The 25,775-nt window shown below is 37.6% G+C and carries 20 protein-coding genes; 11 read left to right on the top strand and 9 right to left on the bottom strand.

What is annotated here, in order from left to right:
- Positions 1–109 precede the first annotated feature (109 nt).
- Positions 110–367, bottom strand: a complete 258-nt coding sequence (locus J5X91_RS08880; protein WP_208834455.1) for a hypothetical protein — start codon at positions 365–367, stop codon at positions 110–112.
- Between J5X91_RS08880 and J5X91_RS08875 the strand changes: the two genes are divergently transcribed.
- From J5X91_RS08875 to J5X91_RS08860, 4 genes are all read left to right on the top strand, one after another.
- Complete coding sequence (locus J5X91_RS08875) at positions 366–632, top strand: hypothetical protein (protein WP_208834454.1); 267 nt, start codon at positions 366–368, stop codon at positions 630–632. The genes J5X91_RS08880 and J5X91_RS08875 overlap by 2 nt on opposite strands.
- A 1,056-nt stretch (positions 633–1,688) precedes the next feature.
- Positions 1,689–2,435 (top strand): hypothetical protein, encoded by a 747-nt coding sequence (locus tag J5X91_RS08870; RefSeq protein ID WP_208834453.1) that lies wholly within the window; start codon positions 1,689–1,691, stop codon positions 2,433–2,435.
- 1,145 nt (positions 2,436–3,580) lie between these two features.
- Positions 3,581–4,525 (top strand): hypothetical protein, encoded by a 945-nt coding sequence (locus J5X91_RS08865; protein WP_208834452.1) that lies wholly within the window; start codon positions 3,581–3,583, stop codon positions 4,523–4,525.
- 163 nt (positions 4,526–4,688) lie between these two features.
- Entirely contained in the window at positions 4,689–4,832 is a 144-nt protein-coding gene (locus J5X91_RS08860; protein WP_244363804.1) for a helix-turn-helix domain-containing protein, read from the top strand.
- A gap of 375 nt (positions 4,833–5,207) precedes the next feature.
- On the opposite strand, the gene J5X91_RS08855 is transcribed toward J5X91_RS08860, so the two are convergent.
- The 5 genes from J5X91_RS08855 to J5X91_RS08835 form a co-directional block, all read right to left on the bottom strand.
- Positions 5,208–6,044, bottom strand: a complete 837-nt coding sequence (locus J5X91_RS08855) for a hypothetical protein (RefSeq protein ID WP_208834451.1) — start codon at positions 6,042–6,044, stop codon at positions 5,208–5,210.
- Between the two features lie 386 nt (positions 6,045–6,430).
- Positions 6,431–6,637 (bottom strand): hypothetical protein, encoded by a 207-nt coding sequence (locus tag J5X91_RS08850; protein WP_208834450.1) that lies wholly within the window; start codon positions 6,635–6,637, stop codon positions 6,431–6,433.
- Between the two features lie 670 nt (positions 6,638–7,307).
- The gene (locus tag J5X91_RS08845; RefSeq protein WP_182684074.1) at positions 7,308–8,699 is read right to left on the bottom strand and encodes an AbgT family transporter; all 1,392 of its coding nucleotides are present in this window, start codon (positions 8,697–8,699) and stop codon (positions 7,308–7,310) included.
- Positions 8,700–8,701: 2 nt separating this feature from the next.
- Positions 8,702–9,550 (bottom strand): N-formylglutamate amidohydrolase, encoded by an 849-nt coding sequence (locus J5X91_RS08840; protein ID WP_208834449.1) that lies wholly within the window; start codon positions 9,548–9,550, stop codon positions 8,702–8,704.
- A 59-nt stretch (positions 9,551–9,609) separates the two neighbouring features.
- Positions 9,610–12,309, bottom strand: a complete 2,700-nt coding sequence (locus J5X91_RS08835) for a TonB-dependent receptor (RefSeq protein ID WP_244363802.1) — start codon at positions 12,307–12,309, stop codon at positions 9,610–9,612.
- A gap of 130 nt (positions 12,310–12,439) precedes the next feature.
- On the opposite strand from J5X91_RS08835, the gene J5X91_RS08830 reads away from it, so the two are divergent.
- Positions 12,440–13,372: a LysR family transcriptional regulator gene (locus tag J5X91_RS08830; protein WP_208834447.1), complete on the top strand. Its 933-nt coding sequence runs from the start codon at positions 12,440–12,442 to the stop codon at positions 13,370–13,372.
- A 345-nt stretch (positions 13,373–13,717) separates the two neighbouring features.
- Here J5X91_RS08830 and J5X91_RS08825 read toward each other — a convergent pair whose 3' ends face one another.
- A complete protein-coding gene (locus tag J5X91_RS08825) occupies positions 13,718–14,164 on the bottom strand; it encodes an antitoxin Xre/MbcA/ParS toxin-binding domain-containing protein (RefSeq protein WP_208834446.1) in 447 nt (148 codons plus the stop codon).
- Positions 14,165–14,598: 434 nt separating this feature from the next.
- Here J5X91_RS08825 and J5X91_RS08820 point away from each other — a divergent pair, with 434 nt between their 5' ends.
- From J5X91_RS08820 to J5X91_RS08795, 6 genes are all read left to right on the top strand, one after another.
- Positions 14,599–14,991, top strand: a complete 393-nt coding sequence (locus tag J5X91_RS08820) for a hypothetical protein (RefSeq protein ID WP_197108480.1) — start codon at positions 14,599–14,601, stop codon at positions 14,989–14,991.
- Positions 14,992–15,881: 890 nt separating this feature from the next.
- Entirely contained in the window at positions 15,882–16,355 is a 474-nt protein-coding gene (locus J5X91_RS08815) for a hypothetical protein (RefSeq protein WP_208834445.1), read from the top strand.
- A 13-nt stretch (positions 16,356–16,368) separates the two neighbouring features.
- Complete coding sequence (locus J5X91_RS08810; RefSeq protein WP_208834444.1) at positions 16,369–17,946, top strand: hypothetical protein; 1,578 nt, start codon at positions 16,369–16,371, stop codon at positions 17,944–17,946.
- A complete protein-coding gene (locus tag J5X91_RS08805) occupies positions 17,939–20,716 on the top strand; it encodes a site-specific integrase (RefSeq protein WP_208834443.1) in 2,778 nt (925 codons plus the stop codon). Before J5X91_RS08810 ends, J5X91_RS08805 begins: the two co-directional genes overlap by 8 nt.
- A gap of 10 nt (positions 20,717–20,726) precedes the next feature.
- Entirely contained in the window at positions 20,727–22,013 is a 1,287-nt protein-coding gene (locus J5X91_RS08800; protein WP_208834442.1) for a hypothetical protein, read from the top strand.
- Between the two features lie 263 nt (positions 22,014–22,276).
- Positions 22,277–23,431 (top strand): site-specific integrase, encoded by a 1,155-nt coding sequence (locus J5X91_RS08795; RefSeq protein WP_208834441.1) that lies wholly within the window; start codon positions 22,277–22,279, stop codon positions 23,429–23,431.
- A gap of 340 nt (positions 23,432–23,771) precedes the next feature.
- Here the strand turns inward: J5X91_RS08795 and J5X91_RS08790 are convergent, their stop codons facing one another.
- On the bottom strand, positions 23,772–24,824 hold the full coding sequence (locus J5X91_RS08790; protein ID WP_208834440.1) for a nucleotidyl transferase AbiEii/AbiGii toxin family protein: 1,053 nt from the start codon (positions 24,822–24,824) through the stop codon (positions 23,772–23,774).
- Complete coding sequence (locus J5X91_RS08785) at positions 24,821–25,444, bottom strand: DUF6088 family protein (RefSeq protein ID WP_208834439.1); 624 nt, start codon at positions 25,442–25,444, stop codon at positions 24,821–24,823. The genes J5X91_RS08790 and J5X91_RS08785 overlap by 4 nt, the downstream gene beginning before the upstream one ends.
- Positions 25,445–25,775 lie beyond the last annotated feature (331 nt).

Here is a 25,775-nt window from a genome sequence, read left to right as displayed (position 1 = left end):
ACTGTAGAGGTGAACTTTTTATCATTACCTGATGGCCTACCTAAGTTATTTATCACGCATTGCTCACTACTTGAAACACAATCACCAGCCCAGCTCACTTGCCAATCATTTATATTCCTAAATGAAAAGTTACTATCGGCTGATGGTCACCAGCACTAAATACAGCTTTTGTAGTGTTTCTTACTATTGCACCACAAAATGATGCCATTGCTTTATCTTGCCTAAATGTATCAACATAACAACCCGATGTTACATACTTAAATAGATCATTCTGCGTTGTATTTTGCCATTGGTATAACTGTGAATCATCATCTTTATACGTAGATGATATCGTATTTGTTGCTGTTAATCTCACTACACCTGTCATGGTACTTTCATTTTCTACATTACTTGTCATTGAACATGATGGTGCAGCGCTACTACCTGCTGTCACCGAGCCACTGGGGCAGCTATTTGTTGCAGCACCTGAAACAAACCAGGAATATCTGCATCCTTGGGGGCAGTTAGTAATTGAAGAACTAACCAAAGCACCAACACTGTTTGCAATCCCAGTGTACTCACACCCACTGCATGATGTGCTAACTATTTATTGGATTAGGTACGGTCCTATTTTTAAAATGTACACCCACTGACTTGCTATCAGTTCTTTCTGTGTAAATGAGAGTTATTAACATTTTTTTGAATCTCAGATGAGCGTTTATGATGTGCATAGCGGGGGCGATTTTAGCGCTCTGCATGGATACGTTTTAAACAAGGGTGCGAATTGACCGCCCACCTACAATCAAATCATTTAAAATCAATCGCTTACAATAAAACCACCTTACTTTAAACAGTAATGAAACAGCTCTTTTTAACGATAAACCATTGAAATAAAACAAAAAAGAAAACCAATAGTTCCCGCTATTAGAAGATTTCACCACCCTCCCCTAAAACCCTTACACAGCAAGGCTTTGCGCGCGATTTAGCTTTTTAAATGAGACACAAAAACGTCTGATTTTTAACATTTGAGACAGTTTTAATCGTGAAAAATGCGAGTGAAAAGTGTCTCAATATGGCCATTTACGACACGCTAACACACTAAAAGTCTGAGATAAAAAAGTGTAAAAATTCACTTTTTAATATACCGACGTATCAATTAATGCCCATAAAAAAGGATTCACCGTGTCTCAATATGGAAATTTTATAGGGTGTTAGCAGCTAAAAAGCTGAGATGAAAATGTGAAAAAATACACTTTTTTATTATGTGGTAAGGCAATTTTTTACCAAATTTAAGGCTAATTTTACGCGTTAAAATGACAACCAGGAACAAGTTTAGGTATGACTTAAGTACGTTATTTAGTCGTCTCATCTCGCGCAATCGGTGAAATAGTGAATGCAAAGACTCAGTGCTCGACGTTCTTTAGCGTATAAAAAAGTAAAAAACGGTAACTAAAAGCCTTTGTTTGGCGTAAATAATTGAGTCAAAAAGTGAAGTTCTCAACGAAGAAAAACAAAGCTATCAGCAAACCGGCGCTAAGATTCTTCTCTCATCGTTTATTACCAACTAAAACCAACAATATCAGTTGAAGTTACTAAGGAATATTATTAGAATCTTTTTACTTCTTAATGCGTTAGAACCTTGTAGTTTTTTGTTCAAAAAATACAAGGCATAGGAAGTGTAAGGATCTCACTCTAAAAAAGGATAGAAAATGTTTAAAAAAGTAATTACAGTCGCATTATTCGCATCAGCATTAGTCGCGTGTAAATCGACGCCACCGCCAGCAGATGTTCCACTCACAAACTTGCCCGCTGTTAGCTACAAGCTACCACTAAATCAACCAATCGATATTAGCTTTAACACATATAATATATGTGAAAGCTATGGTGATAAAGGTTGTACTAAGTATGGCAGCATCAAGTTTGGCAATGAGAGTGGAAATGTTATTGTTGAAAAGCGTACTCATAATGGAACGATAGGATCTGGCGCTGTATACACAGTTAACGAGACAACTGAACGCACTTCAGAATCAAATATTGTTACTTATCAGCCTGTTAAGATGTCCTCTTATCAACAAGGTTTAATACTTCCTTTTCCAGTTCCTAGTATGGATATTGTTGACTACCTATCAAATACTCAGTTTAAAACTAAGTTTGAAATAAATTCTGAATACCCTTCTCAATCGGTTAAAGCAAACTTTGATCGTTTAATGAACAAAGCACGTAAAAATTTCCGTATTTACGGTAGTAACTCTAAGCTTGCTTTAGATGATTATTACATGCTTGACGTTGAAGGCGCTAAAGTCGTTATGCTAGTAGAGTCATTCCCATACAGAAACGGCTCTAAAGTAGTGGTAAATGCAGTAGTACAAACTCAAAAATCAAATAATAACGTGATTGATGTTGCTTCAATTATCAAAAGCGTAGAAGCGAAAATAGCTAAAGTAATTAACTCTTAATTAAAGCACTTCAAAATTATAGATACGTTGCATTATGCAGCGTATCTATCAAATACTGATACCTCGTAAACTATTATTACAAAGCACAAGTTCATACCGATGTTGATGATAAACAAGTCAACATCGATAATAATAGAGCCAAACAGCTAACAACCAGTGAGTAGGTTTGGCGCTCTCATGTCAGCGATTTTATCGTCGTTCACCAGCAACCAGTAAAATCTTAATGTAAAAGTGAATACTCAGCGTTCGACGCGCTAAAAAACGCCCCAAATGGGGTGAAATCGATAGGTATAGCGTGGTGCTTTGCGCAAAAGCGCCAATGTTACTCATGTAAGTAATCAATATGTATACATGATGTACCACTTATAAAGACCTAATGAAATGAGAGAGATTTAGAGCGTGAAATCACCGGTTTTTATGCGTAAGCGCGAGTGTTTATGCGTAAAAATGCCTGTTTTACTCATGTAAAAACATCAATTCTCTACATAGATGACCGTTTGCAATGACCCAGTGACATTAGCGTAAAGCACTAACTTAATAGGTAAAAAGTCAGTGTGCCTGCGAAAGGCATCTGTATCATCAAGGTGAAAACTCAATATTTATACACAGATGACCGATTTTAATCGCCCCAATGATACTGATAAGATTTATAGCGTAAAGCACCATTATAACTATGTAGAAATACCAGTATTCTGCATAAATGACCGTTTGTAATGACCTAATGACATTAGCGTAAAGCACTAATTTAATAGGTAAAAAGTCAGTGTGCCTGCGAAAGGCATCTGTATCATCAAGGTCAAAGCTCAATATTTATACATAGATGACCTATTTTAAACGGCCTAGTGAAATAAAAGTGGTTTATAGCGTACAGCACCTGTTTTTTATGCGTAAAAGCACCCACTTTACTCATGTAAAAATGCCTGTAATCTGCATGGATGACCATTTAAACTCAACAATTACCTACTTTTTGGACAAAAGAAAGCATATCTGCGTGAATTGTCAGTGTCACACGTGCAAAAATACCAGTGTTCATACATAGCTGACCTCTCGTTGATTGGCCCTTTTTAGAACAATAAGCCACACAAGGTGTAGCCTTAAGATTAGTTATTGTTACTATATGTAAAAAACAAAAAGGAAATTAATAAATGAAAACAACATTACTTACCGCAGTTATATCGCTAGCCCTTCTAAGTAGTTGTAAATCAACTTCAACTTACCGCTGGGATATTTTAGAACCTAACGATCCAATACCTTTAACCATTAATAGTACAGAAGTCTATCGGTGGAATAACGATGATAGTGTGCCGTTCAACCTTGCTAAATTAGGGTATAACTCAGGTGTAGGCCGTGGTATAAATGACTCTGCTGACCCATTAAGCAGTGGGGTAGGCAGAAGTAATACTGGTTTATCTGCTGTGACAGGATTTCTTTATGGTGGCGTTCTTAATGCTGTAGGGAACAGTGTTCTTGCGTCTAATACCAATGAAAGGCGTGAATGGCGGCCTTACATTGTAGATTTTGTACCTGTTGAGCAATTAGATATAACGAAACCCGTTGATGCCGCATACCTTGTACAGCAAAGGCTTGGTGGTTATTTTGAAAAAGCGATGGGCGAAATAGATGGCGCTAATTATCACGGGGCATTTTTCCAAAAAGATAAACGAATACTGTCTGATAACTACATTGTTTACTCTGGCGATGAGTGCGTTAAAGCTTACAGTTTCCTTCATACAGAAGGTAATCCTAAAAGTGCTAAATCTGGTTTTTGGAAAAAAATCATAGTAAATCCCACGGATGAAATTAACACGATTGACACTGGGTGTTCGATTGGTTTTACATCTTCGATCGCGGGGGTTTTAAATGGCCACTATATTGTTATTCATGAGGCAAGCGCCCCAAACACAGTATTGTATACTTTGTTGTTAACTGCACCAAAACTACCTGTTGCTACCGTATTCCACGACTCGCCGCTTATATATGATGTAAATTCAGGTAAAGATTTAAGGGCTACTCTCCCAGCTTCTTTTTCGTACGTCAATGGTGTAAAGCTGTATTTCGACTCAAATGTTAAAAGTAAGCCTATTATTTAAGTGGTATCGTCCCCTACCGAATCAAAGGGGGGACTTCTAACTGAACCTTAAGTTAGCCATATAGCCAACAAAAGAGTTACTTAATCAAATGTTAGCCATGTAGCTAACCATGACGTTTCAGATACATTATGCCGACTGCATAATAAATTTTATTGGTAATTATATGGCTAACAGAATCGAAATAGGGAAGAAAGTCAGCGTAAGTAGAAAGGCTTTAGGCTATACACAGCAAAAGCTTTCAGTAATATCCGGCATTAATAAAACAACAATTTCAGAAATTGAAAATATATTCTCAGAGGATGAATAATGAGTACAAATCTGAGCCTGTAACGGATTCTGTGTAACTGCTCGTTTTTATCATTAAATATGTTTACTTAGGCGTTCCTCAAATTTAACGATGAAACGACTCATTGCATTACGCCAGTCCTTATATATAAGAGTGTTAGCAAAGACCTACTTGATCGAATGTATAGCAAGAACACACGGGGGGATTACCGAGCTAGTATAAAGTTGGAATAAGCTGGCTAACTCATTACCTTTTTTCCTCCTTCTTTATGTTTACTGTCGGAGTTTTTCAAGTTAGTTGTCGCCATTTCTGAGTTGCACTAAGAAGGCCTCACTAACCATTGCCTCTGCATATGAGAACAGGCTAATAAAAACTGTTCCGATAATTATCATTAATCTACAGGTCATTACATAAAGCTTTTATTTTTTTATTATCAATTAAATCTTTTTGCGTTATAACTTTTTTATTTGTTATTTTTAATATCTTACCCATAGCCAAATTAAAACCATCTTTTGATCTTTCTAAATTTCTATTTAAATAACTATAATATTGTCTAGTAAAGTTATCTTTATTTAATGTCAACTTACTAAATGATGGCATATAGAATAGTGAACAAAGTTCTACTGTACTTGCTTTCACCTCTTCATCAACTAGTGGCATAGTTAAATTTTTCATCGCTGAATCAACATGGAAAAGTTCGTGGTAGGCAATAGAAACCGCTCTCATAAGTCGATTTCCAATTTCATTTTTTGTTTCTCTATCAGAAATATTAAAGAAAAGTTTTATCCTTCCTTCATGCACATCTACTTCATCTTTTAAAAAATAGTTATTATTTTCTAAGAAAAACAAATCAACCTTAAAATGATTGTCAAATGGAAAATAATTTGGAATTATTGTACTAAAAGCTTTTTCAGTGAAATTATCATGTAATCTAGCATAAGACTTATCTTTTACTAAAAATCTTATTTCAACTCTTTCATTTAAATTTGAAAAAATTAATTGGTACTTTGAAATATCAGTTTTCTCTTTTAACACATTGCTTTTTTGGGATTTTCTTATCGAGATGAATTCAAACTTACTGTTATAAATTTTTCTAGTACGAAAAACCTCTTCATTTTCTTGTAAATCACTCAACACTACAGTCTTACATGACGTCAAGCACACAGTTAAGGCGAGTAAAATTTTTAAAAGAGTATTTCTCATAAATAAAATAGAAGGTGTTGCCACCTTCATAGTAAACTCACAATTCTACCAATCATGATCGTAGATGCGGCAAGCAGAGAAATAGATATGCTTTTTTTGTTGAATTTCATATGATTCCCTTTGAAATTTCCTTATATACCGAATCCGAACACTAGCATGAAAAACAAACAAGACGTAAACAATTTAATTACAGCACAGTTTAGATCTGAGCTTTAAAACAGCTAAAACGTAAGCGTATGGGGAAAGGCGTCTAGCCTTGCTTGATATTCCAAGGCAGTGGATGATTTAGCACATTCAACAAAACTGTAGAGTATTGCACTAGCATTAGCACCACGCGATGTATTTAAAAACAGCCAATTTTTACGGCCAATTACAAGCACAGAATGCATGCAGTTAAGAGACAGTGTCTACGAAGATTATAGTTCAGCTAAATCAACGCTTATCTCTTCTTGATTTTTTCTCTCTAATACAACGTTGATTAACTCGTAATCTTCGATTAGTTCACTGAGTAAAACAAACTCATCTCCTTCCGGAGTATTAGGCTCTGCTGAATCAAAAAGCTCATCGAAACGCTTGATCGCATTTTCAAAATCATTTTTAGATTTGATTGATTTTAAAGTCATTAAATTCTAACTCTGGCCCAAGGGAGTACTCAAATTATAGCAGATTTTGCAAAATTAAACTTGTGTAAACGGTTACTTTGAACTTCTGATTTTGGCACATATGCGACTGTCAGATTTGATTGAGTCCTGTTAAGAGAATCTTGTTAACACCAGGCGACTTTGTCGTATCTTAATTACCAAGGGAATTTGTCGGTCACTTTTTTACGTGTCTGTTAGTGTTTTATTTTTAAATACAATAAAGGCATGTTGAAGATGATTGTGATGGATTCTAAAGCTCAACTCACTGTTAATACTACTGCTAAAGTAGCAGTCGGCCCCGCTGAAAACTGCGTTGGTACAGTTGGATTCGTGACATCTAATGCTTCAACAATAGCAAATCTTTCGTTTGACACTGGTGACTTATTACCTAAGTCAGCTTCTGTAATTACAAAAATAACAATGCTGTGTATTAGCTGTCACAAAACTAAGTACGTTATTGTGTAGTATTTATATGTTAGTAAAGGTGAGTTACGAATCTTTTGTTGAGGAAGATTTAGATAAAATTGTAGATTTGATTTTTAGGCTATTACAACATGGATTTAAACAGCTTACCGACTAATAAATCACACGTTCATTGAACTAAACATTCAACCATTATCAAAAAATAGTTGAATGTTTAGCGCGTGTTATTTTAAAAGTTGATGAACACCGACACTTGCAATAATACAATAGCAAGCACGATATAAATTAGCCAAAGTGGAAAAATGAATTTAGCCCATTCGCCCCATCCAACTCGTGCGGTGGCTAGGTAGGCTAATAAAGTGCCTGAGGTAGGGGTAAGAATATTGGTTATACCATTACCAAACAAAAATGCGACTATCGTTGTTTGCTCAGATACGCCTGCTAAATTACCGATTGGCCCTAAAATAGGCATGCTTACGGCTGCTTGCCCCGACGTTGAAGGAATTAGAAAATCTAGCATTAATTGTGATACAAACATGCCTGTCGCAGCGAAGTAAGCATTACCTTCACCTATAAATGACATTAAAAAATGTACAATTGAATCTAAAACCATGCCTTGCTTTAGCACCACAGCAACTGCAGTTGCTACGCCAATGAGTATGCTAGCAAGCAACACTTTTTTCATTCCGTCTACAAACGCTTGCGCAGCTTGGTTTGCACTGAGACCTGAAATAGCAGCAAGCACCATACTAAGTGCAATATAATAGGCGCTTAATGCGTGGTGTTTCCAATACCATTGTGTTGATGCATAAACTAATAAAGCAATACCACTGGTAAGAGTAAGTAATATGATGACATGGCGTGTTGATAGTTTTTCGCTATGAAAATGTACTTGCTCATTTTTAAAGCCTTGACGCTTGATCATAAAAAGCACAAAGCCAATACCGACAGCTAAAAATGCTAGATAAAATAAAAACCTTACGCCTGCACCACTGAAAATCTGTAGCCCGAGTAGAGGTTGAGCAATAGTTAAAGGCAATGGGTTTGTCACCGATGACAAATACCCTGCCTTTACTGCCACACATACAATAGCGAAGCCTATAATATTAGGTAACCCTAATCGGTTGGCCATGCCAACCATGAGTGGGATTATAAGTAAATATTCAGATGCTAAACCTAAAAACGTACTGCCTGCGGAGAATACGATCATGAGCAGAATAACGAGCACATAAATATTACCCTGTACTAAGCTCAGTAACCTTTCAAGCCCTGCATCTATCGTACCCGCCTTTGTAAGAATACCAAACATACCACCAATGATAAGTACCATAAATATTAACCCTGAGCCTTGTTCAAGGCCTGAAGGGATCGCCATAAATGTACCAATAATACTCACCGGTTCGGCTTTTACTAAATCCGCATCTTGATAATTAAATAGGTTTGATAACGACTTATCTTTGTCAATAATATTATAACTGTTGGCAACTACCATATTGCCGTCTCTTTCATATACTCCAGAGTCAACAATATAAGTAAGTAGCGTAGCTAAAAACAAGATACCTAACAGTATGATAATAGGGTTCAAGCCCTTCTTTTCATTACTATAATTATTTTCGCTCATTATTATTTACCTACTTGAGCAGACACATAAGCAGCTAATTGTTGAGCCACAAAGGAGGTATCACGCTTAAATTGCTCATAATTTTCATTTTTTTCGAATTTTTTCTCATTCATATATAAAGCACGATTTACTTCGATTTGTACAGAGTGGCGATTTGCAGCGACATTACCGTAATTACTCACTAAATATCCGCCTTTATAGGGTGTATTTTTTACCACTTTATAACCTTTATGAGTGAATGCTTGAGCAATCACATTTACAAATTCAGGGTCTGCTGATTGGCCATCTTTATCACCTAAAATTATGTCAGGACGTGCTATACCCGCATCGATGTTCATGCCATTCCCTACTGACTTCATAGAGTGACAATCAACATGCCATACACCTTGATGTCGAGTGTATAAATCATCTAATAAAGTCTGCAGTTGGGTATGGTATGGCGAATAGTAATGATCAATACGATGGGTTACTTCTTCTCGCGTTAACTTTCTATCATACATGGCTTTTCCGGGTAAGGCGTAACGACGAATTAAGCCCATGCCACGGTCGCTGTATTTAGTTGGTTTACATCGATCCCATGACTTATCTAATAATGCGGGATCAATATCATCTGGCGCACGATTTGGATCTATATACATACGTGAGAAATTTGCATGCAATAAGTAACCTCCCTTTTCAGTAATGGGTTGCCAAATATCATCTATAAAGGCATCCCACCCCGACTTTATAAACTCTAAGGGTACTTGTGCATTAAAATCATCGGGACAATGAATTCCGCTGTGTGGTGAATCAAACACTAAGGGTATTTCTTCTGACTCAATTGGGGTTAACAAACTGAAAGCCGACTTCATAAATTTATCTCCTAGTTATATAAACATAGCCTGCCCAAGAGCAGGCTTAACGACTTTCATTAAAGTGAGTAAGTGAGTTGCAAATACATATAACGCCCAACTGGATTATAGGTATTTTGATCAAAGTTAATATTTAAATTAGTTAACGAAGCAGGTGGCTGCTTATCGCCAAGGTTATTAACCCCTAATTTAACACTAAGGTTGTTTGCAAACTGATAACCACCAGAGATATTGTGATAGGTCACAGAGCCTATACCGCGAGGCTCTCCTAGAAATTGCTCAGTCGTAGAGTCGATATGACGAAGGTTATAATTAGCTGTCCATCCATTATATTTCCACGTACTTGAGAAAGTACCGCGCCATTCAGGGTAAGATTCGCGTGATGCTGCAGTGCCTACTAAATCTTCCTGCTCTATTGAGCCATCGGATAGGGTCGAGTATTCAGTTAAAGTGTTTAATTTTGATGCATTCGCATTAAACGACCAGTCACCAAAGTCTGTTTGCAACGTGTAATATGAGACAAAATCAATGCCTGAAACACGTGTCGCATTAAGATTAACCGGGCCATCTAAAATATCTATGATTTCACCGCTACTATCTCGCGTAATGGTGTCGCAATTTTTGTTTTGATAAGCACATAAATCAAGGTTATTTTGCGCACCAAACTCACTTATAGTGTTATTTATTTCGATCTCATACCAATCTAAAGTAAAGCTTAGGTTTTCAATAAGGTTAGATTCGTAAATCAAGCCTACGGTTTTGTTCTTTGAAGTTTCAGGTACTAACTGACGGTTACCGCCTGTTGTTACTTGTACGTTGCTAAATGGCTGCGAATAATCGGTTGGCACACCGCTGCAACCTGCTAAATTATTATCAGTAGAGCAAGGATCATTAACTGCTTTATAAGTTAAGCGTTCACCTTCAAAAAGTTCTAAAATTGAAGGCGCTCTGAAGCCTTCAGCCCAGTTTGCTCGTAAAGTAAGTTGCTCAAAGGGTGTATAAAGTAAGCCAACTTTGCTATTGGTAGTCGAACCAAACGTACTGTAATCTGAGTAACGTACCGCTAAACTCAGCTCTAAATATTCAGCGAGAGGCTTATCATCAAGAAGAGGAATGCTAAACTCTGCATAAGCTTCTTTTAAGTCGTATTCACCGGTAGTCCCTTCACGAGGTGAAGATGTGGTTGTTCTATAAGTATTAATACGTGGATCTGAGTTGATGATACTGTCGGGCGTGTCTTCGCCCTTTTCTTTACGGTATTCAATACCGAAAGCTGCACCAATATAGCCTGCGGGTAGTTCATATAAAGAGCCGGTAATATTTGCGGTAAAGTCTAGCTGGCTAGCTTCATTTTTATCATGGCCAGTAAAGTTTATATAGTTAACCATGTCGTCGGTCAATGGGGCAAAAATATTTACTGGCACACAACCTGAAACTAAGTCTGTCACATCGGCATCAATGCCTGTCGTATCACATGCACGTAAGCCTAATGCTAGCTTATCTAAATTCATTTGGTTATTAGAAGTAAATTCGCCTTTATTACTTGCCCATGATGCAAAGCTATCCCATGACCAATCATTAGACAGTTCACCGTCTAATCCAATAGCAAATCGTGTTGTTTCAACTTTTTGCTCGTTGACTCGATAGCCATTATTCATAAAGAAAGCGTTATGTTTGAAGTCGCTACCAGAGAACTCAACCCCAAAAGGGTTTACCCTTGCGTCATCAGCAATAACAAAGCCGCGACTTCCTCGGATCGGAGATAGTGCGGGTGAAAACTGTTGATCTGATTCACGTGAATTATACAGCGCTTCAGCTTTAAAGTTTACTGAGCCTATTGGCATAACTAATTGTGTATATAATGAAGAACGCTCGCTAGGACCTGTTACATAGTTATTGTAATAACGATTATAGGTATCATCGCTATTCACTTTACGCCAGTTATCAATATTATTACCGTCCTTGCCTGGATCGCGAGTGATCCCCGCTGAAGAAGGAGTAAGACCGTTTACTGTCGCTAAATTATCTTCGAAAAAAAGCCCTTCTGGTGTCGCCGACGTTAATCCATTTAATGGAACCGCGGTTATATTTCTATCTTGTGTATAAATAGGCTTTTGATCAACATGGCTTGCAGCGAACATTAAGTTGGCATCGTTAATATTGACACCAGATAAAATATCAATATTGAACGTTTCTCTATCGCTTTTAGTTGTTTCACCATAGGTAGTTTTTACTTCAAGTCCTTCATAGTCATCATAGGTATACAGGTTCACTACACCGGCAATAGCGTCTGCACCATAAATAGCTGTAGCACCATCTTGAAGTACTTCTACGCGTTTAATAATTGCTTGAGGAATCGTATTCATATCAACGAAATCACGAAAGCCGCGTGAACCGGCACCATTCACCCAGCGATGACCGTTAACAAGCACTAAGGAGCGGTTAGCACCTAAATTACGTAAATTTAAACTAGATGAACCGTGACTAGAGCCTGCTGAGCCATTACCATTTAAGCTGGAGCCAACTGAAGGAAGTTCTTGCAATGCATCACCTAATGAGAGCGAACCATTAGCATTTAATGCCTCTAAATCAATATTTTGTATTGGACTTGCTGTCGCAGATTGGCGTTTAATACGCGAACCAGTTACCGCGATTCTTTCGACACTTTTTTCTGCCGTTACGTCTTCGGCAGATACAGTATGACTCGCAGTTAGGCATGCTGTAGCAATGGCGAGTGATATTACGGATTGCTTAAACATTAAACGTTCCATAGGTTGAGCTCCAAAAGTTTAGGTTATCATTTTATTAACCTAGACTTTACTATCTACTAAAGTGTATGCAATATTATATCTTTTAATCATTAGGCTATAACAATTCGTTATGAATGATATGCAACAGAACCAACAAAAAATTACTTTGAACAGCTTGGAAGCGTTTGACGCAGTAATAAAAACAGGCTCTGCAACAGGGGCTGCTAAATTATTAGGCTTAACTCAACCTGGTATTAGTCGACTTATTGCACAGCTTGAAAGTAAAGTTGGTTTTTCTTTATTTTATCGAGAGAAAGCACGTTTATTTCCTACTGATGAAGCAGTTGCCTTACATAAGCAAGTAGAAACGTCGTTAGCAAGTGTGTACCGAGTGGAACAACTAGCAAAAAATATCCATCAATCGCATGTAGGCCATCTCAATATTGTTGCTCCTAGCAGTTTTGTTGCGGGACCTTTGGCCGAAGCCGTTGCATCATTTTTAAAAGATCACCCAAATGTAAAAATTAACTTAGATAGTCACAGTCCTGCTAGGGCTTGTGAGTTAGTTGCAAATAAAGCATTCGATTGTGGTTTTATACAGCTTCCTGAAAATCATGATAATTTACTTTGTGAACCTATAATTAGTAGTAATCTAGTGTGCGCGGTATCAAGTAGCCATCCTTTTGCTAATGCTCGAGAACTTCAGCCTGAAGATTTACGTGATGAAAGCCTAGTATTACTTGGACAAGGACGACATTCGCGTAGGAGAATTGAGCATGCATTTTTACAAAGCAATGTTCGCTTAAAAGTAAGAGTGGAAACACATACTGTACCCACGGCTTGTACATTGGCTAAACATGGGGTGGGGATTTCGATTGTAAACAAGCTGATAGCACAACAGTTTCAAAATAATGACTTAAAACTTATCCCTTTTAAGCCTGAAATAGAAATTGTTTATGGTTTTATTACTTCTACATCAGCCCCCATGAATAGGCTGACTCAGACATTTTATAATCACTGCAAAGTACATTTTAGTCAGTTCATGGATAGCTATGGGTTAAGTAAAAAGTAAACAATAATGCTATTTCTGACCAACCAAACACTTTAAAGTGTGATTATAAAAAAATAACTTAATTGTGATTGCGAGCATTTTAAAAAACTATCTAGCGTCAATTAACTTGGCCGGCTTCACTACAATTATCTTAGCCGATTGGCTCCAAACTTTATTTGCTCTTATTGAGCGCTAAGCGCGTTCAATGTAACGGCTCTACTTAGTGTAGGTGTGAATACGGACATTAGCCTACATAAACTACACAAAGATACTTACACCCTCATGCTTACTACTTCTAGCTGTATATAATTAAAAGTAGTAAATATAACCGGTTAGCCTGAGGTCACTAACCACCAGTTCCACCCTTTACGCAGTAAACCCATATTGCAGTCCGGTAATGATGCGGTGTATCAATTCACGGCCGCGAATTGTATTTATCATCGCGCGCGGAGGGTGATTATCAAACTGCATATGAGGCGTATCTAGCCACTGGCTCCAGCGTTTAACATCATCAAAATAAGCCACCCCGACCCCAGATAGTCTAGCTATCTCTAATGCATGTTCACTGATCTGTTTATTTAATGGCTTTTCTTTATTGCGAATTAACGTCCGCTCGGTTGTCCCTGTTGCTTTTGCAATATCACTCATATTCCAGCCCATCAAGTTAGCAAATGCACGAAGACCTGCTGTTGTAAGACCGGTTTGCGCTATTTCAATTTCCGCAAGCGGGTTTGAGCGAATGGTTAACTTCCCACATGTAACAACAGCGATAAAGTCTGGGTTTTGCCCCCTATTTTGGTTAGTTGTTCTCATCTGTAACTTACCTCAATTTATAGAGCTATCATTGATTATAGTGACAGCTGTGTAACGCTACAATGTCGGCCTGCTTGGCTCTGGTTCAGACGTACTTTAGAAAAATTATCATTAATAGAACTACCTTGCTCTTCAGTTGTAACATTAAACCAGCCTATTAAACTACAAAACCACCGTTTTTTTATGCCCGCGAGAGCCCTCCCCTGTGTCCAAGCACCTAGCTCAGACTGCTTCGTATAAAGCAATAGTCAATGTGACACGGTCTTTTTCTGCTGGAATTTTTTACTTTGTTACCTTATCCCTTAAAAAGCTTTTTTCACTCATAAAAAACAAAATAATTTTAAAACAACAGCTTAACTAACTAGTACTTTTTCTGAAAGGATATCTGTCTTTGATATTTTGAATATTCAATTAAGCAAATAGCGAGTTTTAAAATGAATATCGAATTAGAAAAAGTAGGTGTAAAAACAGCCATAGAACATTGCCTCACTAACAGTGATGCATCGCATTTTATGATAAACATTGTTAGTAGCCATCCCCCACTTATTGAATACCTTAAAGCAGCTTTTGCATCTGAGAGTGTTCACATATTGGCTTGCGCGGACAGTATTAACATGAAGCACTTTTTTGGTGTTATTCGTACTGAACTTCAAGAGAAAAGTGATGTTCAGCTCATGATTGTTAGCCATGAACTGGGTTGGCCAATAATAGAGAGTTGCCATTTGAATTTTAATACTGTGAAAGCAATGAGTGATCAAAATGCTATCTACGCAGGTGATAACACTATTTACCATGGCCAGCCTTTTTATGATGGCGATGTTTTCTAAAGCTGACGTGTTTTTTTAAATAGTAGACATATTGATCCGTGAATGCCTTCCCGGTTATTGCATTAACTAATAACTGAGAAGGCTCATTTATAGATTTATTGATCCGCGTTTAAATATAAAAAACACCTCACCTGCTTTTAAAAAAGTGAAACGGTGTCGTTAACTCTTAAAAAATCAAAAAAAACAGTTTTTTATTAAAAAACAATAAAAAACTAACCAATTGAAATGTAATTAAATTACCCAATAAAAAAGCAATTTTTTTTAAACGCGAAATTTAGAGAGTACAAAAAGGGGGGCTCTAATTTTAGACCCATTCAAAAAATCCCTTTACGATTCCTCTTATTCACATTTTAGCTATTTGGTCATTTAAACATTTATGGATGTTTATTCCAGTACTTCAATAAGTAGGTCTACAAAGCAGGAGTTAATCGCCACAGCGGAAAGAGAATAGTTTTATCATGATTTAAGCGTGAACACGTTAATCAATAAAAATTGAAAAGGTAAATTTATGAAATACAGAAAAGGTTTCTTTAACTTTGAATAATGTAAAAAAAGGGGTGGGCTATTTGAGCATGCTTGTGAACTATTTGTCGAAATAATCACTTTCTCCTTTTTTTAAGAGCTTCTTCCATATATTAATGAGTAATACAAATAAACCAGTAAGAAAACAAAAAACAATATTTAAGCATTGTTTTTTATATTACAAAAAAGGTTTATTTAACTTTAAATAATACAAAAAAGCACCTTTTGAAAAAAAATGTCCATTTAAATGACCAAAATGCAGTTTTTTGATTCAGAAAAGTGCTTATAAGTGTAGTTTCAAATTTGAGCATAACGAAGAAGCAACCTAAAACAGGTTGCCAGTTTAGATTAAATTTACGGGGAAAATAATGAAACACAAACAAAAAGCTATTCCGTTTGCTAAGGCAAAATTACAAACTCATCCACTATTAGGAGAGCTGATTAAAAATGATGTCACGGATTTAAAAGTAAACCAGTGCATTAGTGAGTTACCCATTGAGGTAATACAAACGTTATTAGATTTAAGACCACTCCCAGTGACCCCTGATACTAATGATAATTGCTACCTGACACTTGCATCGAGCGGAATACTAGAGCGCTTTAGAGCCCATCCTTTAAGTAAAAAGCTTATCTTAAAGGTACATATTTACCCAGCAGATGTTATTGAGCACGTACTAAGGATTACCTTGCTATATAACTGCGCTGTAACGCTTTATTTAAAAAACGGCTTGAATACCAATATTCAACACCGGCTTAACTGTTTTAAAGCGCACGGTATACACGCTCCTAAAAAAACAATATTGGCAAGCTTAGCTAATACCTCACCGTCTACTTTTCGGTAATGGAGAAGTCGATATGAGTAAATTCACTCACATTGCAAGAAGTAACCGTTTAAAAAATGCTGGTGGCTGTTATCCAGATGCGCTGCCATATGCAACAACGCTCGCTATTTTGTTGGCTAAATTAGCGAAAGTAGACGTTAAAACACGTCCTGCAATAACCGTTGTTGCACTATTTATGTGGTTAACAGGGAACTGGCGTGTCATTAATAAGCCTAGTGATATTCCTGATTTCGTGAAGATTTCCGGCGCTAGCCCGTGTCGTCAATATGCATTTCGTAACTACAATGACGGCACGGTATCGTGGACAGAATATGCCCGTGAATGCAAGGATAAAAATAAAACTACGTATCTGTGGCAGCCTATACCCACTTACCTAAATCAGTTTTTTCGAACGTTTATTACCGAAAAAACCTACCATATTCCTTTTTTAACGCTAAAAGCCAAAACAACCTTGTTCGAGTTAATGTCTAAGCCTTGGAAAACACCTAATAAATTACAGAGCCAGCCCCGTGTACGTAAAGATAGTCTGCAAAATTACTTTATAAAATGCGCCCAGGCAGACAATACATTGGGTGCAATTGTAAGAGAACAACTTATTGTAGACCATCAAGCTCATCATAGAAGCGCTATGTATTACCAACAACTTAATAGTGACCGTATCCGCTATAAACTATTTGAAGCACATAATCGATACTTATCGCGTCTCATTGACGCAGCAAGGAATGCTAAATTTCACTCACATTTTGAGCTTTACTTGAAAGGTTTTTCTTTAAACCTGATTAAGGAGCTTACAAAAAAGGCTGACTATTTATCGCAGCCGGGTGAGATAAGTCAGTTTGAACTTGATACCACACAAAGTGGCATTAATAAAAAGCGTATTCCCGCTATTTTAATAGGTAGCCGTCGATCGCTAGATGATAACGATGTAAGCCATTTTTTCCAAAAGCTACATAACTTAGTTGAAGACGCCAAAAAGAGTATTTCTGTTAAAGGCCCGAGCAAAAAATCGTCGTCAGCCAATCAAGCTGCGTTACGCGATTACTACAATAAAGCAACCTACCGTATTGCATTACTGTTTATTGTTCTTGCCGGTGCAAGGCCAACACATGGTATCAGTATTTTATCAGATTATTATTCAGGTGGTGATATAACCTTCATTAAAGACAAAGGCGTCCTTAGACAACTGATACTTTGTGATTACTTGAAGCAAGAGATTGAACACTACTTATCCTTACAGTCTGTTATTCGTACACAGCTCAACATACACACTAAATTAGATGAGCTTTGGTATACGTGTAATCAAAACAATGTACCGATAGCTCTCACATGTCGTGGGCTTCGCTTATTCATGCATCAACTATGGCCTGGTGTAGTGCCTTACCAATTGCGTCACTTTTATTGTCATTGCGCTAATACTCATATGTTTTCAGACAAGCTGTTCGATAACGATATTGATCGTCTCATGGGCCATGAAAATCTGGGGGAGCGCCTCGGAAGTGACAGGTTATCGCCAAGACGTTTTGCTTTAATGAAGGACTATTTAAACATGCTTCCGCAGCGCCTTCGTTTGAAGGAGTTTATTTATGTCTGAACAATTCTTAAAGCAACAAGCAAATAAAATAGACAATTACTTAGTGCATGCTTGGCCATACAGTACGACGCAGGAGGCTATTTTATGGGTATTAAATAATTTACCCGTGGTGAATACACAAACGCCTAGTTTAGATCATAGAGAGCTAAGCATAATCAATAAAAAGATTAAGACTATCCCAACGGGAGAGCAACGAGTCTATCAAAAGGCACTTGAGGGCGTTCTTTTTTATTTGGGAAATGAATGCCAATGGCAACTGCCTGAAGAACTAGAAAACAAGATAATAGATACAGATCACGAGTACTTTGATGACCTTACAAAAGGTACTGCGCATGCACAGCAAATTTTTATTCGTTACCAACAGCATAAAGCGCATTTTTTTGCTACAAGGCCGCCATTAACATCGTGCTTTACTGCACTAATGATAGGGTTTGAAATCGCGCCTTTATCGTTAGTCCATATTTGTGCAATCTTAAACAACACTGATTCAATCACGGATGAAGTACACAATCCGCGCCTTGCTGTAACGCACTTTGAATGTGGTACTGATAAGCCACAAGTAACGCATTACCATCTTCCAATAATATGCTACCGACTATTGCATGATTATTATGCACAATCCCCTGAAAAGATAACAGTGACGAGGCTATATAATCACTTAACTCAGTGGTTAGAAGAGGAAGGGTTGCCTGAAATTAAACAAAGTGAGTGGCCAAGGCGTTTTCAAATAAGCTGGTACACTCGCTTTAAACTACCGTTTATTTTTATAAAAGATTTAGCCTATCCTGAGCGTCATGTCGGTATAGCTCCTGACATTAGCCCATCCATAATAAAAGCGAAGGATATTTATGCTATTAACTGGGATACCGAGTGGTTTAACTCACTAAAAAAATCAAGAACTAAAATTCATTGGCCTCATGAAATACTACTCAAGCATTCAGAAAATCCGAATGCTGTAGAGCCCCCTTCATGGGATGCAGCTAATATTTTACCGCGCTTGCTGTTTAATTATACTAAACAGTTAATCGTGTTCGGTGGGGTTAAAAAAGCAAATCTTGCCTTAGGTTCAATTAAAAATTATACCTCGCTAAAAAGTAAGCTTGAACTCTTCCCTTTGTCTTATGCTGATGCAATTAACGAAGAAGCCATTAATAAGTGGGCTGAGACTGTTTATGACTCAATAGACTCAGATATAGTGAAGGTAACATTTTATAATTTTTTACGATTTTTAAAGCACCAAGAACAAACAGACACGCTTGATTTATCTCTCTTCAATAGTCCGTTAATACCACCATCAGTGAGCCCCACACGTTTAGGCGTTGATGAATGCGATTTACTGGTAAAAACGCTTATCGACAATGGTACTCACCACCCTTTTCGAAGTTTATTCTGTGTGATTGCTGCTTTGCTAGGGTTTTACGCTATGCTGCGCCGTGGTGAAGTCCTAAGGTTACGCCGTAAAGATATTCGATTTAAGCCAAGTACTGGCCTTATAACGATAACTGTTACCAATACCCCTGAGGGTAATACTAAAAGCGGCACTACGCGCATGGTCTACACTACACTTCCTAAGCAGTATCACTCGTTATTCAAATATCTATTTGAAATAAAAAAAAGCTCACCGCGCGAACAGCCTTTGTTAGGCTTTGAAGGTGAGAAGTATCATTCGCGACAACTTTATTATTTATTACCTGTGTCACGTGCTTTACGACTTTTGTTTGGTACACACCTTAACTTTCATCACCTTCGCCACAGTGGCGTACATATATTTATGCTGCAAATATTGCATTGTGTTAACTATACGCCCGACAATTTACGTGGGGAAACACCTCTTGAACAAGAGGTGCTATCGAGTACGTCAGTGGCTACTCGCTTTGATTATTGGTTTGAAGGACGAAAAGTTGACGAAGTAAATGATGCCATTTTTTTGGATGAAATGGGTAAACAAATTGGCCATATTTATTATGGCACTACACGCTGGTCATACTTGCATGACATAGATTGGCTACTGCCTATTATTAGCCGTGCTCATTCACCCTATACACAACGCGAATACACCCACAGTGAACTGCGTTATTTGCTTGATCTTAAAGCTAACTCTAGTGATCTTTCTCGCATATTACTTAAGCTTAACCCTGAGTACGCCAACAAAACTCTGGGGCAAAAACGCAATCAGCCAATAGTGCTGAGTGATTGTCAGCTTGGCGAAGCTGTATTTGTTAAAGCTATTAAATCAAAACATGTGCCCTTAACAGCTGACCACAGTTTAACTTGGCAAACGTCAATTCATAACAGTGAACACACGTTACTCGGTTTTATATTTAAAGCCATGCTCTATAGTAAAGCGCTTGACCTATATGCACTCAGCTTTATTTGGGGCCATGGGTGTAAGCATCACATTAAACCAATAAGTAAAAAGCAGCGCACAGCTCTGAAAAACTTACCTCCCGTTGTACTTTCTGATGATGAGCAGTCATTACAAATTTCGCTTGCCTGCAACAGCAAAAATGCACACGCATTTACCACCGTGTTTAGGCATAACGACTGGGGCTGGTTGAGTTTTCGATTTACTCTTTCTGTTAATCGAAAACTCAAAAACGAACGACAAAAACAGCTGCTTAAAGCACAGTTCGCTCAAAAAAATGAAGCTATTCAAATTACTAAACATGCTAGAGGAGAAACAATGTTAACTATTAATTTAACACCAAAAACGACACTTTCACCTAGTGTGATCAAATTTTCACAAGAATTTATTCAATTATTTCAATAAGGTAAAAAACATGAAAATTATTATTTCTGGTAACAAAAAAGCACTACTCAAAAACATAACTGAGAATATAGATACCCACTATGCTGATAGCCTAGCAACCATATTAATAAGTAAAAAAGAAGGTTCTATTACATTAATAACCGGTAAACATCCTTTATGTTCACATTGTGTATTTACGCTTGATACGTCCTCTACACATATAAAAGACGTGCAGTTTTCTATTGACGGCAGCTTTGCAAAGCAGCTCCCATACTATTTTAATGTAAATGAAGACATTGAATTAAATGTTCATACCTTGTCTTCAAGTGCAACCTCTATTGAATTAATCCATAAAGACACTAAAAGCAACGAAAACGCACTGCGTCGGTGTGAGTGTGTCGCTGTATATGAAGCGCATTTAACTTACCTTAAAGAGAGTTCACAGCGCCCAACTTCAACCGCTTCTAAAGCCGCTATGGAGCGCGTTATATACGAGTCAACTGAAACAATGCCTTTTGAATTTTTAGAAGTAAACGTAGATAAACAACATTGTCGAATACAACGTGATGGCGATGTTGAAGAAATGCATTTCCCTGACAACCTAAAATTACCGATTTCTATGGTTTTGACAGAGGAGATTACCCGTAAGCTTGATAATTTATGTAAGGCTACAGATGGCGATGAAATCGAAGTCGCCCAGCAGGGTGAGTTACTCACTTTTAAAACGCCTGAAACCACACTCACTTATTCATTGGCCGGCGTTGAAGAGTTTTTCGCAAAGAAGCCTCTTAAATTTACTAACGAAAAACATGTTATAGTAAATTTCTATGGGCTTAAAACGGAAGTTAGACACTGCTTAGCTGAGTATAAAACCATTAAAAAAGCGGATAATGCACTCTTATACTTAAGCAATAATAAAGCCGCCATTGCATTTATTACACCCCCTTATGAATTTATACAGCCAATCACTTTAACTAAAACGTGTAGCAAAGCAAAAAATAGCGAGTCGCTCTATCGTTTTTCACCAAAAGCGTTATTAGGCATCAATATCGGTGACTTAACACAAGCCAAGAGTACGCGACTCGACATTCTTAAATACGAAAACGGCGAACGTAAATTAGGCGTGTATTTTTCACTTGAGAACAAGTTGCCACATCGCACCATTCCAATTGAGAAAGACGAGAGCCAACTATCTCACGTGTTAGCTTTACTTGAGGAGTTATATCAAAACCAAGGCGATACAAATACACAGAACATAAAACAAGAAGTACAAAAGGATTTATTTGCTGATGTTATGGAGGAATGTGATGAATATTAAAAAACAACAAAACACTGGACAAATAGACAGCACTTGCTATATTTTAATAATGAAATTCTAATCAGTTGCGTGATTTCGTACTTAGTGTATGGTATTGGTGTAACTGAAGATAAAATAAGCAGTTGGGGTAAAGAGGCGGCAACCTCCCTACCCCGTACCGGCTGCACCGCTTTTAACCGAATCCAGCCGATGATCCAATTCTAACGAATTCCATCGGTGAGGGATAGATCTATTTATAGATCCATTAACTGATGGAGGCCATTATGGCTCACATTCGCATTCGCCCCAATGGGCGTATTCAATTTGATTTACACATTTATGGGCAGCGCTTTCGTGAAGGCACTAAGCTCATGGCGACCCCTGTTAATATTAAAAAAGCCAATGCAACGCTTAAAAAAATCAATGCTGAGATTGATTTAGATACGTTTCAGTACCGTGATTATTTTCCTGAAAGTAAAAAGGTCGCTAAGTTTGAAGCTTTGCAACGGGCTAAAGATCCCGATCGCCTTTATCCGTTTTTTAACGATTACGCGAATGAATGGTTCGATCGCCAAAAAGCAAAATGGAAAAGCAGCTATCAAAGCGTGGTACGTAATACCCTCGACCGTTACCTTATTCCTGAGTTTGGCAATATATTAGTTAATGAGATCAAGCTGGCTAATGTGGACTATTTTCGCGAAAGCTTAATGGTGTGCGATACCAAAGGGGCCCGTAAACTTTCTAATAAACGCATTAACGGTATTTTATGGCCGTTTGTGGCTATTTTAAGTTTAGCCGCCGAAGAGCATGACTTTACTTACCCATTACGCCGCTATAAAACCTTAAAAGAAGAACGCGCCAATTCACTGCCACTAACCGCAGATGAAGTACAACGCTTTTTAGAATGTACTCCTACACAATGGCGCGATTATTTTACGGTGCGATTTTGGACCGGTATGCGTAGCTGTGAAATACACGGCCTGCGCTGGGAAGATATCGACTTTAATCATCGCCTTATTCGTATTCGTCACAATTGGGTGAATGGTGAACTCGGGGATGTAAAAACACCTAAGTCTCGCCGCGACTTAAAAATGTGTAATACACTCTTTTCGCTATTTAAACGCTTACAAAAACAAACAACCAGTGAATTTGTGTTTACTCACAAAGGTAAACCGCTTGATACCCACTTTGTAAGCACTCAACTGTGGTACCCCACACTTAATAAAGCGGGGCTTGCACGTCGCCGCCCTTACGAAACACGCCATACCGCTGCTGTACTGCATATAGCAGCGCATGAAAACCCGCTGTACATATCTCATATGCTGGGGCATAGCGATACACGTTTATTGTTTGACGTATACGCACCTTATGTTGCCAATGCGTCAAGGCAAGATGGTTTTGCGTTTAATGAAATGATGATTGAACGCGGGATTGCGTAAAGCGATTGAAACGGCCACACATAAACTTGCAAAGCCGTGTGTTACCACTCACTCAAAAACGATGTAACATTTGATGGAAAAAAGACTTTTTATTAGCGCAAATAAAACGAATTAGGTTAATGTGTTGAGTTAATATTTTGATTGGTAAAACGATCAGATTTGATTGGACCTGCACGTTAACCGCTCATATTTAAATGTTGGGGATGGCCAATGTCTGATCCACAAAGAGTAGGTTATGTAAAGTATGAACCACAGACTTGTTATACCACAGTACCTAAATGCTGCTGCCAAAAACTAGACTGACATTGCTAAAAAGACACACTTCCCTCTGTTACTCTAATTATTTAAATTTCTTGGTAATTTTGTCTTGAATAAGTCTCAATCGTTTAAGTATCACTGGGAATGAATCTGGTGTTGTAAAAAACATACCTCCTTTGATCGCATTTTCGTGATCTTTTTCGATATCAACAAGCCTTTCATCATCAGGTGTTAACAAAATATCCCCTGTGAGAATTCCCTCGTAATCAACACCGAGACTAGCCCATCGATGTTTCTTCATTTCAATAACATCGTTTCTAGCCGTTTCAGAATTTAGAGGATCTGCAAATGCCATAGTTAACAAGCAATCCACATCATACCAGTGCCTAGCCAACCTGTCTGGATTAGGTGAGCTGTTTTGAGTGCAAAATTGATGTAAGGCTGTCAGTTTTTCCCACAAAATATACTCTGCCTGATAGGCATTTACATGCGCTTGGGGTAATACTAATCCTTCGAGCCCCGGAGTGTGACCCAAGTAGCAATCAACTGCGATGGTGTTAGTGGGCTTTCCTCTATTCCTACCGCCAAACTCAAGAAGAATATGATCTAATTGATAATCATTCGTCCCCCTTGTAACTCGAGGAAAATGAATATCAATTTTCTCACCTCTTGAATCACCTTCTATCTCCGCATACAAACCTTCAATTTTATACTGAGACAATCGCTCGTTAAGAATAGTAACTAAATTTTCACTCCAAGCTAGTAATAGCTTTTGCTGAGTTTTTCTAAACTTATCATTTTGACTTCTACTTTTAGTACTTTTGAGCCATTCGTCTAACTCTTCTTCTTCAGTAAGCCCAGATAGATCAGCCCAGTGGATTGATAAATCAATATCTTCTGAAAATCGAGAAATAGCTTCCCAACATTTACTTAATGCTGTTCCACCTTTAAATGCTACTGAAAATTCCCCTAATAACTTTTCGTCATAGAGGAGTCGAAGAATTTCCGTAACCCAAACATCTTTTTCTAAAAAGTTAGCAGCCAAACCTTTGGGATGATGTTGAGCACCAAAAGTTAATATTTCGCTTAGCTCTTCATGTCGAGATTTATCAGCATATAACTCAAATATATTCATGGAAATAGACTACGCTCTACGTTCTCGAGTTTATGTTTCCACAATGCTAGCATTGCGTTTTTTTGTAATTTAGAAATGACCTTTAATGCTTCACCTTTAGTTAACTGTAAGCGTATTAAAGCTATTCTTAACGATGACTCTGAAGTATGTTCAGGAGATAGTGCGAGCAATCCTCTAAATAACGCACCTTCAGGCTTGTTAGCCCATTGAAATTTATTTTTAGCAACATGGTGCACTTGTACAACCTCATTTCCAACCTTAAACTCGCGTGTTGGCCCTGTTGTCCAATAGATAGATTTCATAGGTGCTTGTGTTTGCATCCCTAATCTATAGGCAGCTTCTAACCCTTGAGGAACCATTTTATAATGATGTATTCGTGCCCAAGTTTTAGCAACTTCTTCTGCTTTAGCAATCATCTTAATAGACGGAATGCTCTTTAGAGGTTTTGGGCGAGAGTATATGCCTTTAGCCACACGAATTATTTTCTCTTCTTTGGCCAAACGACTCATTGCTTTTTGTACAGACGCAGTCGTTCCTAGGGTATAAAAGCCCTCGATAGAAAATGGAGTTCCTCGCCTCATACGAGACACTCTATTAGCGACTAAAGCTGAAACTGACATACAACCCTCCAAACTGACAAAAACAAAAGCACTAGATAACTATAACCTATATATAGCATGGGTTGCAAGACCATCACTGTCAGGATGGACATGGCGACTACTGGTTTTAAAATCTTGTTTTAGGATTAAAAGGATAGAATTTTATTCTTTGATAACATGAGCAGATGTATGTCGATGTTTTTTAATGGCTAAAAATGAATTATGATAAGCCGTTTCTTTTTATCGACTATTAAGTGATAAATACGCAGTAGAGCAGCGTCAATTACACCGAGCATTATCTAACGGTGTCACGTACGAGTACGATTTCATTGAAACGTGTTACCTATAGCGT

It is taken from the genome of Pseudoalteromonas sp. K222D (genome assembly GCF_017653575.1).
Taxonomy (GTDB): Bacteria; Pseudomonadota; Gammaproteobacteria; order Enterobacterales; family Alteromonadaceae; genus Pseudoalteromonas; species Pseudoalteromonas nigrifaciens.
Note: the sequence above shows the minus strand (reverse complement) of the source record. Positions and strands in the feature narration are given on the sequence as shown.

Coding starts and splice junctions, on each gene's coding strand:
- J5X91_RS08875 (WP_208834454.1), top strand. CDS start 366: ATGGTACTTTCATTTTCTACATTACTTGTCATTGAACATGATGGTGCA.
- J5X91_RS08880 (WP_208834455.1), bottom strand. CDS start 367: ATGACAGGTGTAGTGAGATTAACAGCAACAAATACGATATCATCTACG.
- J5X91_RS08870 (WP_208834453.1), top strand. CDS start 1,689: ATGTTTAAAAAAGTAATTACAGTCGCATTATTCGCATCAGCATTAGTC.
- J5X91_RS08865 (WP_208834452.1), top strand. CDS start 3,581: ATGAAAACAACATTACTTACCGCAGTTATATCGCTAGCCCTTCTAAGT.
- J5X91_RS08860 (WP_244363804.1), top strand. CDS start 4,689: ATGGCTAACAGAATCGAAATAGGGAAGAAAGTCAGCGTAAGTAGAAAG.
- J5X91_RS08855 (WP_208834451.1), bottom strand. CDS start 6,044: ATGAAGGTGGCAACACCTTCTATTTTATTTATGAGAAATACTCTTTTA.
- J5X91_RS08850 (WP_208834450.1), bottom strand. CDS start 6,637: ATGACTTTAAAATCAATCAAATCTAAAAATGATTTTGAAAATGCGATC.
- J5X91_RS08845 (WP_182684074.1), bottom strand. CDS start 8,699: ATGAGCGAAAATAATTATAGTAATGAAAAGAAGGGCTTGAACCCTATT.
- J5X91_RS08840 (WP_208834449.1), bottom strand. CDS start 9,550: ATGAAGTCGGCTTTCAGTTTGTTAACCCCAATTGAGTCAGAAGAAATA.
- J5X91_RS08835 (WP_244363802.1), bottom strand. CDS start 12,309: ATGTTTAAGCAATCCGTAATATCACTCGCCATTGCTACAGCATGCCTA.
- J5X91_RS08830 (WP_208834447.1), top strand. CDS start 12,440: ATGCAACAGAACCAACAAAAAATTACTTTGAACAGCTTGGAAGCGTTT.
- J5X91_RS08825 (WP_208834446.1), bottom strand. CDS start 14,164: ATGAGAACAACTAACCAAAATAGGGGGCAAAACCCAGACTTTATCGCT.
- J5X91_RS08820 (WP_197108480.1), top strand. CDS start 14,599: ATGAATATCGAATTAGAAAAAGTAGGTGTAAAAACAGCCATAGAACAT.
- J5X91_RS08815 (WP_208834445.1), top strand. CDS start 15,882: ATGAAACACAAACAAAAAGCTATTCCGTTTGCTAAGGCAAAATTACAA.
- J5X91_RS08810 (WP_208834444.1), top strand. CDS start 16,369: ATGAGTAAATTCACTCACATTGCAAGAAGTAACCGTTTAAAAAATGCT.
- J5X91_RS08805 (WP_208834443.1), top strand. CDS start 17,939: ATGTCTGAACAATTCTTAAAGCAACAAGCAAATAAAATAGACAATTAC.
- J5X91_RS08800 (WP_208834442.1), top strand. CDS start 20,727: ATGAAAATTATTATTTCTGGTAACAAAAAAGCACTACTCAAAAACATA.
- J5X91_RS08795 (WP_208834441.1), top strand. CDS start 22,277: ATGGCTCACATTCGCATTCGCCCCAATGGGCGTATTCAATTTGATTTA.
- J5X91_RS08790 (WP_208834440.1), bottom strand. CDS start 24,824: ATGAATATATTTGAGTTATATGCTGATAAATCTCGACATGAAGAGCTA.
- J5X91_RS08785 (WP_208834439.1), bottom strand. CDS start 25,444: ATGTCAGTTTCAGCTTTAGTCGCTAATAGAGTGTCTCGTATGAGGCGA.